The sequence below is a fragment of the Acinetobacter kanungonis genome (genome assembly GCF_009939195.1).
Lineage (GTDB): Bacteria > Pseudomonadota > Gammaproteobacteria > Pseudomonadales > Moraxellaceae > Acinetobacter > Acinetobacter kanungonis.
The window spans coordinates 322,955-337,712 of the sequence record NZ_JAACKC010000003.1 but is presented as its reverse complement, the minus strand read 5'-3'; the positions used below and the strand labels follow the sequence as shown (position 1 = coordinate 337,712).

Genomic DNA, 14,758 nt, shown 5'->3' with positions numbered 1-14,758 from the left:
CGCGCATTGCTCGACTTTCCCATTTTCTGAATTAAAAAATTTACGACTATGAAAACAATTCTTTTAGTCCCAACTGGTGACGGTGTTGGCCTGACTTCAGCATGTTTGGGTTTAATTTATGCTTTAGAATGCCAAGGCGTAAAAGCAGGCTTCCTAAAACCATTTTCTCAAGAAAGCAAAATTGAAGCAGATCGTACCTCTGCGTTATTCCAACATCTGACCAAAAGTGAAACCGTAGAGCCAATTCCGTATGCCACGGTTACACAGCGCTTAAACTCAGGTGAAAGCGATGAACTGCTGGAAGATGCGGTACGCCTGCATCGTCAGATTGCTAAAAAACATGACATCATCATTGTAGAAGGTTTATTACCAACTGCCCGTGATGCTTTTGCATCTGAACTCAATGCTGCTTTAGCCAAAGCATTAGATGCCAAAGTGGTGATTGTCAGCAATGCCGACATCAATAAAGCCACGGCAACGGCTGAAAAAGTCGAAGCACAATTGCGTCATTTTGGTGGTGCAAGCTGTGAACGTACTGCGGGCGTATTATTCATGCGCACCAAAGGCTTGCCTGAAGGTTCTGCACAAATTCCACTGACCTTCGACCCTAGCTTACGTCTGATCAGCGATACCAACAAATTTGTCGCAGATATTCAAAAAACTCATGCGCATATCGGGAGCGCTCAACTTCCTGCGATTGGTTTGGTGCCATTCAGCAACACGCTGAGTGTGCCACGCATGTCTGATCTGGCGGCAAATCTTCAAGCAGAATGGATCAACCAAGGTGAAGCACTCCAACGTCGTGTGCTACATAGCAGCTTAATTGCAGCCAATATTGAACATGAACTGGATAAGTTTGTGGCAGGTGAACTGATTATCAGTGCCTCTGACCGTATTGATGTGTTATTGGCAAGTAGTGTCGCCAGCAGCAATGGCACACCTTTAGCAGGCTTGTTATTGACTGAACATCATGCACCAAACAGCCAGATTCTAGATTTCTGCCAAGCTGCGATTAAACAAGGCTTGCCAATTTTACATACGCCACTCAGTACCTTTGAAACAGCTCAGAGCTTAATGAACTTAAGCAATGAAATTCCTGTAGACGATACTGAACGTGCTGAACAAGTGACGCGTTTCGTTTCAAGCCACATCAATGAAGAATGGTTAGCACAACTAATCAAAGGCACACACAAGCCGCGTCTATCTCCTTCTGCATTCCGCCATGAATTGGTACAAAAATCAATTCATGCCAAGAAACGTATTGTTCTACCTGAAGGTGATGAGCCACGTACGATTCAAGCGGCAGCAATCTGCCAATCTCGTGGGATTGCACACTGTATTCTTTTGGCAAAACCTGAAGCCGTGATTGAAGTGGCGAAAGCTCGTAATATCGAATTGCCATTTGACCTTGAAATTATCGACCCTGATTCAATCCGCGAAAACTATGTCGCGCAAATGGTTGAGTTACGTAAAGGCAAAATCAATGACTTACAAGCACGTGAACAACTACAAGACACTGTAGTTCTGGGTACCATGATGCTCGCACTTGATCAAGTTGATGGTTTAGTTTCAGGCGCAGTCCACACCACTGCAAACACTGTTCGTCCGGCATTCCAGTTGATTAAGACAGCACCTGAATATTCACTGGTATCTTCAGTGTTCTTCATGCTGTTGCCTGATGAAGTGTATGTATATGGTGACTGTGCGATTAATCCAGACCCAGACGCAGAACAGTTGGCTGAAATTGCGATTCAATCGGCAGACTCAGCCAAAGCCTTTGGTATTGACCCGCGTATTGCCATGATTTCTTACTCAACTGGTACATCAGGCGCAGGTGCAGATGTAGAAAAAGTGGCGCAAGCGACTGCCATTGCGAAACAACGTCGCCCTGACCTGTTGATTGATGGTCCATTACAATACGATGCTGCTTCCGTTGAAAGTGTTGGTCGCTCTAAAGCACCAGACTCGCAAGTTGCAGGTCGTGCCAATGTGTTTATTTTCCCAGACTTAAATACAGGTAACACCACCTATAAAGCAGTTCAACGTTCTGCCAATGTGGTAAGTGTTGGACCAATGTTGCAAGGCTTGAACAAACCTGTAAATGACTTGTCTCGTGGTGCGTTGGTGGACGATATTGTATTCACGATTGCCCTGACTGCGATTCAGGCCGAACAGCAAGTTGAAGCCAAAGCCAGCAAAGCGTCTTAATTCGGTTTCAGTTTTCCAAACCACTCTTTCGAGAGTGGTTTTTTTAGCTTTGATGGAAAGTTGGTACTCCATCAAAGAGCACTCTGCTTTCTCTTGCAGACATCAACGATAGAACTACCAAAGTTTGAGAACGTTTCATAACCGTCTACTAAAAATGGAAAGATCAGCGCAGTTCAATGGCTCGAATTCGATACCCAATCTATCCAAATTGATACTTCACACCAGCAGTTCTAGCGTGGGTTCACCATTTGTGCCAACCATACCGTATGTCCCGTACATTCAGGATCTTCCGCAACCATGTTCAACACCTGAAAACCAGATTTCGTTAATAAATCACGATACTCCTCTTGAGTAAGACTTGCATGATATAAAGGCTCACCAAACAATTCGCCAATCGCTTCGCCATGGGCAGGTCCACTGCTAAACATGAGCACTGTTCCCAGTTGAGCATGTCGTGCAAATTGGGCAAACATCTGCCGTTGATTGTCTTGCGTCAAATGAAAAAAGCTGTCCCATGCCAAAATTGCATCGAATTTTTGTTCTAGATGAAATTGCCGCATGTCTGCCTGAATCCAAGTCTGATCAGGAAAGTTTTGTTGTGCCATCAGCAGCATCGTTTCGGAACTATCCACCCCAGTGACTCTACAACCTTGTGCCAGTAAATATGCCGCGATTGGCTTTCCCGAACCGCAACCGATATCCAGAATTTTCGCCTGAGCTGGCACTAAAGCCAGCACACGATCCAGCCAGACTTTTTCATATAAATCCTCGCCACGAAGTGCCACCCATTCACGGGCATATTTGCGATAAAGTTCAATAATATTTTTCGCCAGATGTTGATTGTGCATCTTAGTGACCTGATGATTTTGCTTGCGCATCTTCTTGCATTTTCCAGACTCTATCTTAGGCTACGCAAGTGGATTTTAGATACGAGAGCGACTCAATTTTCGCGGTGCTTGTACAAAGAAAATTGCATTACCACAGAGAATTAGTACCACGCCAATCACTGCATTAATCTGCCATTGGTAGCCTTCCCATAGCGTTGAAATGATCAAGGCAACCAAGGGAAACAATAAGGTGCTATACGCCGCCTTACCAGCACCAATCCGCCCGACCAAATAGAAGTATGCCGTAAAACCGATCACCGAACCAAAAATCGCCAAATACAGTAAAGCTGAAATTGCACTCAACGAGATATTCGGGAAAAAGTCATCCATTTGAAAAAACGAAATGACGGCCATCAACATAGCACCATACAGCATGCCATAAGCATTGGTACTAAAAACATCCAACCCTTGCCGCTGGTGACGAGTACTGATCATATTACCCAAGGAAAAACCATAGGTGCCAATCATACACAGACCAATTCCCCACAAGGTTTGATGATTGAACTTTGTGCCCACCACATCATTCCAGAACAAGGCAATCATCCCCCAACCTCCTAATACAGCAGCAGGATAAAATCGTGCCGAGATGGGCTGTGCAAAGAACAATTTGGCATTGAGTGTATTAAAAATAACGGCCATGGAAAAAATCACGGCTTCTAAGCCGCTACTGATGTACTGCACCGCAGCATAAAAACAGACAAAGTTAAACCCGAAAATGCAGCATGCCTGTAACATACAGAATAAATGGTCTTTGACAGCCAATTTATCTAATTTTCGATACAGCAAGATAAATACAAACAAAACCATGGCTGAAATAAAAAAACGCCAAAACACCGCGACATTGGCAGCAATACCGCTGTGTTGTTGCACACTAATCGCAATCCAAGTCGTGCCCCAAATCACCACGACCAAAGCATATAACAGCGCATTCATTTCCAAACTATCCAGTTGAATCAACACGGCATATTGTGCTGGATGTCGATGCTAGGAAACTTGCAGCATCTTGCGGAGAGTTATCACCAACTTGTGGTTTTTTACTGAATCACGTCTACAGATGACAAGATCAAGCAGAAGTCCTACACTAGATACTCAATTTGGCACTGCGTGTAGAAGATGACTTATCAGATTCTAGATCAATTACAACAACATAAAGCCCAATTACTGGATTCAGTTGAATTGGGTTCAGGCATGCAGCTTGCCATGTGGCAAAATAATCAAGATCGGGTCAGTGTCTGTAGCAATCACCATACCTTAAGCATGTATATTCAGGGTGGCTTTCACAGCTACCAGAAGACGGCTCAAGGTTGGCAAAATGGTGGTGGACCAGATCATATGTGTCTGATGCCGCAAGATTTTGAATCGACTTGGGACTTACGCGACTCACTGACCTTTGTGCACCTGTACTATACCGAGCAGCACTTAAAACGTGTTGCAGAACAAGTCTGGGATCGAGAACCCAGTCAGATCAGTTTAAATCCACAAAGTTTCGTGGCCGATCCACAAGTTTCAATGTTGTATCGACATTTTTTACTGAGCGATGCTTGGCAAAATCGAGAAAATCATTTGCAGATGAGCACTGCCACCACCCTGCTACTGAATCATCTGATCAAAAACTATAGCCAGACCCAATGGCAAGCCCCTGAAGTGAAAGGCGGGCTCTCGCCCTATATGCTCAAACGATTATTAGCATGGATTGATCAACATCTGCATGTCAGCTTAACCCTATCCGATTTGGCACAACAAACCCAACTGAGTGAGTATCACTTTGCACATATGTTTAAACAATCTATGCATATGCCACCCCACCAATACGTGATGCAACGTCGTCTGGAATTGGCTCATCACGCATTACAAAGCACCGCAGCCAATATCACAGAAATTTCAATGCAATATGGATTTAGTTCCAGTAGCCATTTTAGCCACCGTTTTAAAAAGCACTTTGGCTATTCGCCTTCTCAGATGCAGAAAATGTCTAAACGAAATTGATTTGAAGATTTGAAGATTTGAAGATTTGAAGATTTGAAGATTTGAAGATTTGAAGATTTGAAGATTTGAAGATTTGAAGATTTGAAGATTTGAAGATTTGAAGATTTGAAGAAAGCTTAAAATAAAAAAGAAGATAAAGCTTAAGCCTGATCTTCTTTTTGACCGTACATCCAAGTTGCTGCGATAAAGAAACTAAAGCCAACAACCATAAGAATTGCAGATGTCATAACGATACTCTCTGTTTGGAATGCGCCTATTATGTGAAAGTTTTATTACAACTTTATGACAGTCTTGTCATTTTTCAGCAACAACACCATCTCAACCAATTTAAAATATAAAATTCAATACTTTATAGATTAATCATCTTATACATACAATCAGTTTCTGACTTTAGGTTGAGATTGGCACTGTAATATTCCCATCTTGATGACCGATTTTATCCATTAAACTTTAGCCCAAAAATGCAGCAAAACACCCACAACGCCAGCGTTATACCTTATAATTTAGCCCGCTAGCTAACAGCCCGCTCAAGAGATATTTGATATGACAACTATTATCAAGCAAGATGACTTGATCACTTCGGTCAAGGACGCGCTTCAATTCATTTCGTACTATCACCCACAAGACTTTATCCAAGCGATGAGCCGTGCGTACGACCGTGAAGAAAACAAAGCTGCGAAAGACGCCATTGCACAAATCTTGATTAACTCTCGTATGTGTGCAGAAGGTCATCGTCCAATCTGCCAAGATACTGGTATTGTTAACGTATTTGTTGAAGTGGGTATGGATGTTAAATTTGATTTAACCATGAGCCTCGATGATGCAATTAACGAAGGTGTACGCCAAGGTTACTTAGAAAACTCGAACGTACTTCGTGCTTCTGTTTTAGCAGATCCAGCGTTTGGTCGTAAAAATACCAAAGACAACACGCCTGCAGTGATTTACCACAAACTTGTCCCAGGCAACAAAGTAGACATTACTGTTGCAGCAAAAGGTGGTGGTTCAGAAAACAAATCTAAACTTGCTATGCTAAACCCATCTGACTCGATCGTGGATTGGGTACTCAAAACTGTTCCAACCATGGGTGCAGGCTGGTGTCCTCCTGGTATGCTCGGTATCGGTATTGGTGGTACTGCTGAAAAAGCCATGATGCTTGCGAAAGAATCACTCATGGAAGAACTCAACATGGACGAATTGCTTCGTCGTGGTCCGCAGAACAAACTTGAAGAACTTCGTATCGAAATCTTCGAAAAAGTTAATGCTCTTGGTATTGGTGCGCAAGGTCTTGGTGGTTTAACTACCGTTCTCGATATTAAAATCAAAGACTACCCTTGCCACGCTGCAGGCAAACCAGTCGGTATGATTCCAAACTGTGCGGCAACTCGTCATGCACACTTCCAGTTAGATGGTTCAGGTGTTGCACACATTCAAGCACCGAAACTTGAAGACTACCCTTCTGTTACTTGGGATTCTTCAACTTCTAAACGTGTTGACCTAGATACGATTACTCAAGAAGAAATGAACGCATGGCAACCAGGCGACACATTACTTCTTAACGGTACAATCTATACAGGTCGTGACGCTGCGCACAAACGTATGGTTGACATGTTGAACAATGGTGAAGAGCTTCCAGTTGACCTTAAAGGTAAATTTATCTACTACGTTGGCCCTGTAGATCCAGTGGGTGATGAAGTGGTTGGTCCTGCTGGTCCGACAACTGCAACACGTATGGACAAGTTCACTCGCCAAGTATTAGAAGCGACTGGCATGTTCGGCATGATTGGTAAAGCGGATCGTGGTCCTGCTGCGGTTGAAGCAATTAAAGACAACAAAGCAACTTACCTCATGGCTGTAGGCGGCGCGGCTTACCTTGTTTCTAAAGCCATTCGTGAAGCTGAAGTGGTTGCTTTTGCTGACTTAGGTATGGAAGCAATTTACAAGTTTGTCGTAAAAGACATGCCTGTATCGGTTGCGGTAGACGTAAATGGTACGTCTGTACACGCAACTGCTCCTAAAATCTGGCAAGCGAAAATTGGTAAAATTCCTGTAGTGGATGCTGCAGCTGGCTAATCCCTAAGTTTTGCTTTTTTCGATACCCTTAACATGCTAAGGTCTTGTTAAGGGTATTTTTTTAGCCCAAATTTATCTTTTTACAACAACAGTTCACTCTAAATATCATGAAAAAAGTACAGCACACACTCGCAATTCTTAGCCTCTCTATACTCAGCTTCACTGCATTTGCAAAACCCGCAACCGAAGCCTCTGTTGAAAAAGCCCTAAAACTGAGTGACATTTCAGGGACTTTGGCGCAGTCTCAACAAGAAATGCGCCCTATCTATCAACAGCAAGCTGAAGATACCATTAAACAAATCTTTAAAACCTCGAATCTAAATGCTGAGCAACAAAAGGCGGCAAATCAAATTGCTGACATTACAGCCTCTTTTAGTAATAAACTGATTTCTGATCCTAAATTTATGCAAATGCTCAAAGATGTTTATCAGAAAACCTTTACCGAAGAAGAAGTGCTTGCCAATATTCAGTTCCTAGAAACCCCAATTGGACAGTCGATTAATAAAAAAAGCAGCAAAATGATGAGTGAAGTCATGCGCAATAGCATCGATATGTCCGCACAAATGATGCAAGACCCAGCAACTCAACGTGAAATTAACCGCCAAATTGAAAAAACCTTAGCCCCTTTATTTGAGCAAGCACAGAAGAAACCTTAAGCAGTTTACCAAGTACGGATATCCCAAAACTTAAAGGGTTGAGTTAACTGTACATCAGAGGCAGCATCATATTTTGTTGCCTTAATTTTTTGTGCTTTATGCCTTAGCTCGCCCGTTTGTGGGTCTTGTGCAACAAAGTTATAACTTGAGGATTTAAGCTGAGTAAAGGCAATTTCATTTTGCCCAATTGAGTTAGGCACCAAAATTAAAGGCCCCGAGACTTCCTTACGCGTGTTCAGGTTTTCCTCATCATATTTCACGTAATAACTCTTCCCCGCCTCGATACTAAAATCTAAATATTTAGGCTTTTGAAAGTGCTGAATACCCAAAGGACGACTACTAGATAAACGATAAGTCCCCGCAGGCAATTCCAGCCAATAATAATGATTATTCAACAAGCTGGGGATTCGATATTTATTAATAAACAGGCTTGACGCCACAATTTCTTGACGATTCCATTTACTCTCAGGGCGATACAGGTACACCACGGCTGCCTGACCATGCTGTGCCTGCACAGGATGGTAAGCTTGACCCAGTTTTTGATTGACCCAACCACCAACCGAAGTCATGCCGAAACGATATTGCTCGACCAAGCCTGGTGCTTGACTGGTATCTACTGGATGCAGCGTAGAACTTAATTCTGGTTGTTCTAAAACGGCTTGTTTATGGCATCCAAATAAAAATAAACTGCTACATAACATCAAATAATGCGCACGCATGATTGTCCCTCACCGCGTATTTTTTTGTATTTATTGGGGCTAATTTTTGGATCTTTTACACTTTTAGGCATCCTCGCCTTTGCCCAAGATTACCACTGCACTTTTTTCTTGAAAATAAAAAAACGTGCGGAAATCATAAATTTCCGCACGTTTCAGACGAATAACCAATTAAGCAGATTTTGAGTTAATCACTTTCAAATCTACTTTGTTGACATCTTCAGTCGCTGTCTTCGGTTGACGTTCAGGCAATAATTCAGGTTTCGCAATCCCATTAATCACCGCTTCATTCACCACAACAGTACCCACATCTGTGCGGCTTGGTAAGTCATACATCACTTCAAGTAAAGCATTTTCCAAAATTGAACGCAGACCACGTGCACCCGTATTACGTTCAAGCGCTTTCTTCGCGACCGCACGTAATGCCGAATCTTCAAACACAAGATCCACATGTTCCATATCGAACAAATGCTGATACTGACGCGTTAAGGCATTCTTTGGTTCCGTCAGAATTTGCATGAGTGCTTCTTCATCCAACTCATCCAAAGTCGCGATGACAGGCAAACGACCAATAAACTCCGGAATTAAACCGAATTTAACCAAATCTGTCGCTTCCACTTGACGGAACAAGTCAGAAAGCTGTTTGCTTTCATCTTTCTTCTTCACATCAGCAGTAAAGCCAATCCCGCCCTTTTCTTGACGCTGTTGCACAATTTTCTCTAAACCAGAGAATGCACCACCACAGATAAACAGAATATTCGACGTATCAATTTGAATGAATTCTTGCTGTGGGTGCTTACGACCACCTTGAGGCGGAATCGAAGCCACTGTCCCTTCAATCATTTTCAGCAAGGCTTGCTGTACACCTTCACCCGAAACGTCACGGGTAATCGATGGGTTTTCAGATTTACGGGTAATCTTGTCGATCTCATCGATATAGATAATGCCTTTTTGTGCTTTCTCTACATCGTAATCGGCTTTTTGCAATAACTTTTGCACAATGTTCTCAACGTCTTCACCCACATAACCTGCTTCGGTGAGTGTCGTCGCATCCGCCATGGCAAAAGGTACATCCAGCAAACGCGCAAGTGTCTGAGCAAGTAAAGTCTTACCTGAACCGGTCGGTCCAACCAACAAGATATTACTTTTTGCAATCTCGACTGCATCGTCGTGCTTATGTCCACCATGAGTCACTTTAAGACGTTTATAGTGGTTATAAACTGCAACTGAAAGGGTTTTCTTCGCCACGTCCTGACCAATCACATATTGATCTAATGCCGCACGAATTTCTTGAGGTTTAGGCAAAGGCTTAGCCGCCCAATCACCAGATTCAACCTGCTGACTGGTTTGGACTAAGTCTAGGCATACGTCCACACATTCATTACAGATGTACGCGTCCTCACCTGCAATCAGTTTCCCGACTTCAGACTGCGTTTTACCGCAAAATGAACAATGCTTTTGTCCTTGAGGATGTTCGGACATATTTACTCCAATACTAAAATCTTAAAACTTATGGACGTTTGCTAAGCACTTCATCCACAAGACCGTATTCTTTGGCTGCCTGAGCAGTCATAAAGTTGTCACGGTCTGTATCTCTTGCAACAGTTTCATAGTCTTGACCACTATGCTCTGCCATTAAGCGGTTTAGACGCTCTTTAATGAATAGAATTTCACGTGCATGGATTTCAATATCCGATGCTTGTCCACGGAAACCACCAAGTGGTTGGTGAATCATAACACGTGCATTTTCTAAACAGTAACGTTTACCTTTAGCACCTGCATTCAACAAGAATGCACCCATTGATGCCGCCTGCCCCATACAGTAAGTCACGACATCTGGCTTGATGAACTGCATGGTATCGTAAATTGCCATACCTGCTGTTACCGAACCACCTGGTGAATTAATGTAGAGGTGAATATCTTTATCTGGGTTCTCTGCTTCTAAAAACAACATTTGTGCCACAATTAAATTGGCCATGTTGTCTTCCACTTCACCCGTTAAAAAAATAACTCGTTCACGCAAAAGGCGCGAAAAAATATCAAATGAACGTTCACCACGAGACGATTGCTCAACTACAACTGGGACTAACGCGTTTTCAATAGTTGGAACATACATACGTTTATTTATTCCTAAATTTTTTGTGACTTAACCCATATTCACAATATGAGGGATAATGACTGAAATTGCAAAATATTCCCCATTAAATAACAGATATTTTTTGCATAAGCTTTGTGAATTTGGGACAAGCCGATACCCTGCTCAGATAAAAAAAGGCGCTTTACGCGCCTTTTTTCACTTAAGCTAATTAGCCTTGTTGACGAGCTTGTTGCTCTTTCAACAATTCTTCATAGCTAACAGTTTTATCAGTTACTTTCGCAGCTGCTAAAATGTGATCAACCACTTGATCTTCTAAAACAACAGCTTCGATTTGTGAACGTTGTTGTTTGTCATTTTTGAAGTATTCAACAACTTCAGTAGGATCTTCGTAAGAAGAAGCCATGTCTTCGATGTAAGCTTCAACGCGCGCTTGGTCAACTTCAAGTTTAGCATCAGCCAATACTTTGCTTACCAATACGCCAAGTTTTACAGATTTTTCAGCTTGTTCTTTGAACAATTCATCTGGAAGCATGCTGCTGTCAAATGCTTTAGCACCTTGAGCACCAAACTGTTGCGTGAACTGTTGGATCATTTGTTGACGTTGACGGTCAATTTCTTGAGCAACCATTGCAGCAGGAAGTTCAACTTCGTTTGCAGCAACTAACGCATCAAAAGTCGCGCCTTTCACTTGGTTACGAAGACCATTTTTCACTTCGCGTTCCATGTTTTTACGCACGTCAGCTTTTAACTTTTCAACGCCTTCTTCTTCAGTTAAACCAAAGATTTGAAGGAATTCAGCATCAACTTCTGGAAGTTTTTGTTTTTCAACAAGCTTCACAGTGATTTTGAATTGCGCTGCTTTACCTGCAAGGTTCGCTGCTTGGTAATCTTCAGGGAAAGTAACATCAATCACTTTCTCTTCGCCTTTCTTCATACCAACGATACCGTCTTCGAAGCCAGGAATCATACGACCAGAACCTAAAACAAGTTTAAAGTCTTCAGCTGCGCCGCCTTCAAACTTCTCGCCATCAACAGTACCTTCGAAGTCGAAAGTTACTTGCATGTCTTTTTTCGCCATGCCTTTCGTTTCAGTCCAAGAAGCACGTTGCTTTTGAAGGTTTTCGATCATTTGATCAACGTCTTTGTCTTCTACTGAAGATGCTTTACGTTCAACTTCTAGACCGTCAAATTTCACGTCAACTTCTGGATAAACTTCAACAGTCGCTTCGTATACAAGCGCGTCGTCTTTGTTTTCCACTTTATCAATGTTTGGCATGCCAACAGCATTGATTTTTTCTTGTTGAATTGCTTCGAATACTGTGTCACGGATGACGTCATTTACCACTTCTTGGTAAATACCCGCGCCATATTCACGGCGAACTACGTTTAATGGCACTTTACCTGGACGGAAGCCGTTAATCTTTACAGTTTTAGCAGTGCGTTTTAAACGTGCTTCAAATTGCTCGTTCACACGGCTCGTCGGTACAGATACATTTAAACGACGGGCAACGCCCGAAACCGCTTCAGAAGTTACTTGCATGGCTTCCTCGAAATTTAGTAATAACAGTTTATAAAAAAGTGCCACATTATATGACAACATTTAAAGATATACAAAACTGGATGTTTAAACCACAAGATTTTATCTGATTTCTTTTGTTTTATTTTCTGAATTTCCGATCATTTTTCTATTTTTAAACGACTTTTATTGCAAATGATAAACTTTATCATTATTATATGCACAAACATAATATTTATATTTATTTTCAGTTATTTATCTCGTCCAACTTTGGAATTCTATTTATGAGTAAGTTCAACCTTCGCCCACTCAGTCTTGCGCTACTTGGTTTATCCACCAGTTCTGCTTTTGCGGAAAGCAGCTCCGAAAGCTCCTCCTCTACGCATCAATTATCCACCATTGTGGTTTCCGCAGCGGGGTTTGAACAAGATATTAAGAATGCGCCAGCGACAATGACTGTCATTACAGCAGAAGATCTAAAGAATAAACGCATTAATTCAATTGCAGATGCCTTAAGCGATGTTGAAGGTATCGACATCAGCCCAACAGCAGGTAAAACGGGTGGTTTAAATATTCGTATTCGCGGCATGGATTCAGAATACAGCTTAGTTTTAGTCGATGGACGACGCCAAAACAGTACAGGTGACATTACGCCAAACGGCTTTGGAGAATCAAATAACAGTTTTATCCCCCCTATTTCTGCAATTGAACGCATTGAAGTCATCCGCGGTCCAGCCTCGACTTTATATGGTTCCGATGCAATGGGTGGCGTTGTTAATATCATCACCAAGAAAGTCAGCAATGAATGGACAGGTGCTGTTACTTTAGAAGGTACTTTACTTCCAAATAGTTCAGAATTTGGCAATCAACGCTCCGTTGATGCTTATGTAACAGGTCCAATTATTCCAAATTTATTAGGTATTCAATTAAGAGGACGTAAAGCTGAACGCGATCAATCTCATCTGACTCGCTCGGATGATGAGGGTGGTTCTTCTGAATTGAATATGGGCAATAACCCAACCAAGTCAGATTTAGAAACTATTGGTGTACGTCTTACTTTAACGCCAACCGATCAACATGATCTTTCTGTTGAGTATGAGCAAACTGAACAGTGGTATGACAACAGCAATGGACAGTTGGGTACGCTTGGTGCAAATGGCGGCTATGATAAAGCTCAAGAATATAACCGTGACAAAATAATTTTAGCCCATACTTGGCGTAATCAAATCGGTACACTTGAATCTAGTATTGCCAATACTCAAACTGAAACCATTGGGCGTTTGATTCCAGCACGTGCGCAAAATATGTCTCAAGCCATCACGCCTCGTTTACTGGAAAGTGAAGACACGATTTTTGATACCAAATTTACCACTCAATATTTTGATCGGCACAATATAGCATTAGGCGGTCAATGGTGGGATGCCAGTCTGCAAGATGGCTTAAGAGAAAACAAAGAAATTTCATTTACCCAAATCGGATTATTCGCTGAAGATACATGGGCACTGACGGATCATTTAGCACTTACTCTAGGTCTACGCTTTGATGATCACGATACCTTTGGAGACTTTTGGACTCCTCGTGCCTATTTAGTTTGGAATGCGAATGATAACTGGACATTCAAAGGCGGTTATTCTGAGGGCTATAAAGCGCCACGCTTAGAGCGACTCACCAACGGTATTTATAATGTTGGCGGTCAAGGGCGTAATCCCCTCTTTGGTAATCCAAATTTAAAGCCTGAAACCAGTAAGAATTTTGAGTTCGGGACATCTTTCACCAACAATACAAACTTCGACTATAACATCACCGCTTTTTACAGCCAGATTGAAGATAAAATTGTTAGCGGCAATACTGAATTCAGCTGTAATACCAATACAACGTCAACCTCTGGAAGTAGCTGGTCTAAAGCAGACTGTGAAAAATATATGGCTTCTATTGGCACACCATGGGTGATGGGCTATCACCCAACCACTGGCAAAGCTGATTCTTGGAACGTCACACGACCAACCAATGCCGAAGATGCTGAAGTCTATGGAATTGAAACGGGGTTAAATTGGGAGTTCTATCCTGCATGGAACTTCGGTATTAACTACACGTGGACCGAAACTGAAATTACAGATTCTAAGCTTGGTAACCCACCTCTCAATGACACGCCTGAACATATGGTCAATGCATCACTTAAGTGGCAAGCTGATGACAACATTCAACTTTGGGCTCGCGGTGAATACAGAAGTGAACGCGCACGCTATACAAAAACTTATGCCAATCTGACCAAAGATGAAAAAGCCATTTACAATGCTTTAGGTGACTACAAAGCATATGCGCTTCTTCATGTTGGCTCGAATTTCACTGTGAATGATCATTGGGACGTTGGTGTTGCGCTTTATAACGTGTTTGATAAAAACTTCACGGATTATGAAAAAGTTGCAGATATTGGCTGGTATAACCACTATAGCAACACACAAGAAGGTCGCAGAGTCCAATTAAGTACGACCTTTAAATTTTAATATTTAAAATCCCAATAAAAAACCCTGTTTTGGCAGGGTTTTTCTATACATATATAAAATCATGCACTTATATACAGAATGTTACACAATCTCATTAATTTTTACATTTTCCTTACA

General features: G+C 42.0%; 11 protein-coding genes. 5 read left to right on the top strand and 6 right to left on the bottom strand.

All coding sequences use genetic code 11. The features are described 5' to 3' along the window. Positions 1-48: 48 nt before the first annotated feature. A complete protein-coding gene (pta, locus tag GWK51_RS07865; protein WP_161933278.1) occupies positions 49-2,208 on the top strand; it encodes a phosphate acetyltransferase in 2,160 nt (719 codons plus the stop codon). Positions 2,209-2,438: 230 nt separating this feature from the next. Here pta and GWK51_RS07860 read toward each other — a convergent pair whose 3' ends face one another. Together GWK51_RS07860 and GWK51_RS07855 are read right to left on the bottom strand one after the other, a co-directional pair. Further along, positions 2,439-3,056 (bottom strand): class I SAM-dependent methyltransferase, encoded by a 618-nt coding sequence (locus tag GWK51_RS07860; RefSeq protein WP_161933277.1) that lies wholly within the window; start codon positions 3,054-3,056, stop codon positions 2,439-2,441. A 75-nt stretch (positions 3,057-3,131) separates the two neighbouring features. After that, positions 3,132-4,028 carry a DMT family transporter gene (locus tag GWK51_RS07855; RefSeq protein WP_161933276.1) on the bottom strand — a complete coding sequence of 299 codons (897 nt, stop codon included), beginning with the start codon at positions 4,026-4,028 and terminating at the stop codon, positions 3,132-3,134. A gap of 180 nt (positions 4,029-4,208) precedes the next feature. Here GWK51_RS07855 and GWK51_RS07850 point away from each other — a divergent pair, with 180 nt between their 5' ends. From GWK51_RS07850 to GWK51_RS07840, 3 genes are all read left to right on the top strand, one after another. Beyond that, the gene (locus tag GWK51_RS07850; RefSeq protein ID WP_161933275.1) at positions 4,209-5,081 is read left to right on the top strand and encodes a helix-turn-helix transcriptional regulator; all 873 of its coding nucleotides are present in this window, start codon (positions 4,209-4,211) and stop codon (positions 5,079-5,081) included. Positions 5,082-5,624: 543 nt separating this feature from the next. Continuing rightward, entirely contained in the window at positions 5,625-7,151 is a 1,527-nt protein-coding gene (locus GWK51_RS07845) for a fumarate hydratase (protein WP_100240589.1), read from the top strand. A 107-nt stretch (positions 7,152-7,258) separates the two neighbouring features. Next, on the top strand, positions 7,259-7,807 hold the full coding sequence (locus tag GWK51_RS07840; protein ID WP_161933274.1) for a DUF2059 domain-containing protein: 549 nt from the start codon (positions 7,259-7,261) through the stop codon (positions 7,805-7,807). A 5-nt stretch (positions 7,808-7,812) separates the two neighbouring features. Here GWK51_RS07840 and GWK51_RS07835 read toward each other — a convergent pair whose 3' ends face one another. The 4 genes from GWK51_RS07835 to tig all read right to left on the bottom strand — a co-directional run bounded on the left by GWK51_RS07835 (position 7,813) and on the right by tig (position 12,161). Next, positions 7,813-8,526 carry a DUF2846 domain-containing protein gene (locus GWK51_RS07835; protein WP_161933273.1) on the bottom strand — a complete coding sequence of 238 codons (714 nt, stop codon included), beginning with the start codon at positions 8,524-8,526 and terminating at the stop codon, positions 7,813-7,815. A 168-nt stretch (positions 8,527-8,694) separates the two neighbouring features. Further along, a complete protein-coding gene (gene clpX / locus GWK51_RS07830) occupies positions 8,695-10,005 on the bottom strand; it encodes an ATP-dependent protease ATP-binding subunit ClpX (RefSeq protein WP_161933272.1) in 1,311 nt (436 codons plus the stop codon). A gap of 28 nt (positions 10,006-10,033) precedes the next feature. Next, entirely contained in the window at positions 10,034-10,639 is a 606-nt protein-coding gene (clpP, locus tag GWK51_RS07825; RefSeq protein WP_016168229.1) for an ATP-dependent Clp endopeptidase proteolytic subunit ClpP, read from the bottom strand. Positions 10,640-10,829: 190 nt separating this feature from the next. Continuing rightward, positions 10,830-12,161 (bottom strand): trigger factor, encoded by a 1,332-nt coding sequence (gene tig, locus GWK51_RS07820; RefSeq protein ID WP_142769526.1) that lies wholly within the window; start codon positions 12,159-12,161, stop codon positions 10,830-10,832. Between the two features lie 260 nt (positions 12,162-12,421). Between tig and GWK51_RS07815 the strand changes: the two genes are divergently transcribed. Next, a complete protein-coding gene (locus GWK51_RS07815) occupies positions 12,422-14,641 on the top strand; it encodes a TonB-dependent receptor domain-containing protein (protein WP_161933271.1) in 2,220 nt (739 codons plus the stop codon). Positions 14,642-14,758 lie beyond the last annotated feature (117 nt).

What these genes read in the sequence shown, in the direction of transcription:
- GWK51_RS07845 (WP_100240589.1), top strand. Translation starts at nt 5,625, where the DNA reads ATGACAACTATTATCAAGCAAGATGACTTGATCACTTCGGTCAAGGAC.
- GWK51_RS07840 (WP_161933274.1), top strand. Translation starts at nt 7,259, where the DNA reads ATGAAAAAAGTACAGCACACACTCGCAATTCTTAGCCTCTCTATACTC.
- GWK51_RS07850 (WP_161933275.1), top strand. Translation starts at nt 4,209, where the DNA reads ATGACTTATCAGATTCTAGATCAATTACAACAACATAAAGCCCAATTA.
- GWK51_RS07855 (WP_161933276.1), bottom strand. Translation starts at nt 4,028, where the DNA reads ATGAATGCGCTGTTATATGCTTTGGTCGTGGTGATTTGGGGCACGACT.
- tig (WP_142769526.1), bottom strand. Translation starts at nt 12,161, where the DNA reads ATGCAAGTAACTTCTGAAGCGGTTTCGGGCGTTGCCCGTCGTTTAAAT.
- pta (WP_161933278.1), top strand. Translation starts at nt 49, where the DNA reads ATGAAAACAATTCTTTTAGTCCCAACTGGTGACGGTGTTGGCCTGACT.
- GWK51_RS07860 (WP_161933277.1), bottom strand. Translation starts at nt 3,056, where the DNA reads ATGCACAATCAACATCTGGCGAAAAATATTATTGAACTTTATCGCAAA.
- clpX (WP_161933272.1), bottom strand. Translation starts at nt 10,005, where the DNA reads ATGTCCGAACATCCTCAAGGACAAAAGCATTGTTCATTTTGCGGTAAA.
- clpP (WP_016168229.1), bottom strand. Translation starts at nt 10,639, where the DNA reads ATGTATGTTCCAACTATTGAAAACGCGTTAGTCCCAGTTGTAGTTGAG.
- GWK51_RS07835 (WP_161933273.1), bottom strand. Translation starts at nt 8,526, where the DNA reads ATGCGTGCGCATTATTTGATGTTATGTAGCAGTTTATTTTTATTTGGA.
- GWK51_RS07815 (WP_161933271.1), top strand. Translation starts at nt 12,422, where the DNA reads ATGAGTAAGTTCAACCTTCGCCCACTCAGTCTTGCGCTACTTGGTTTA.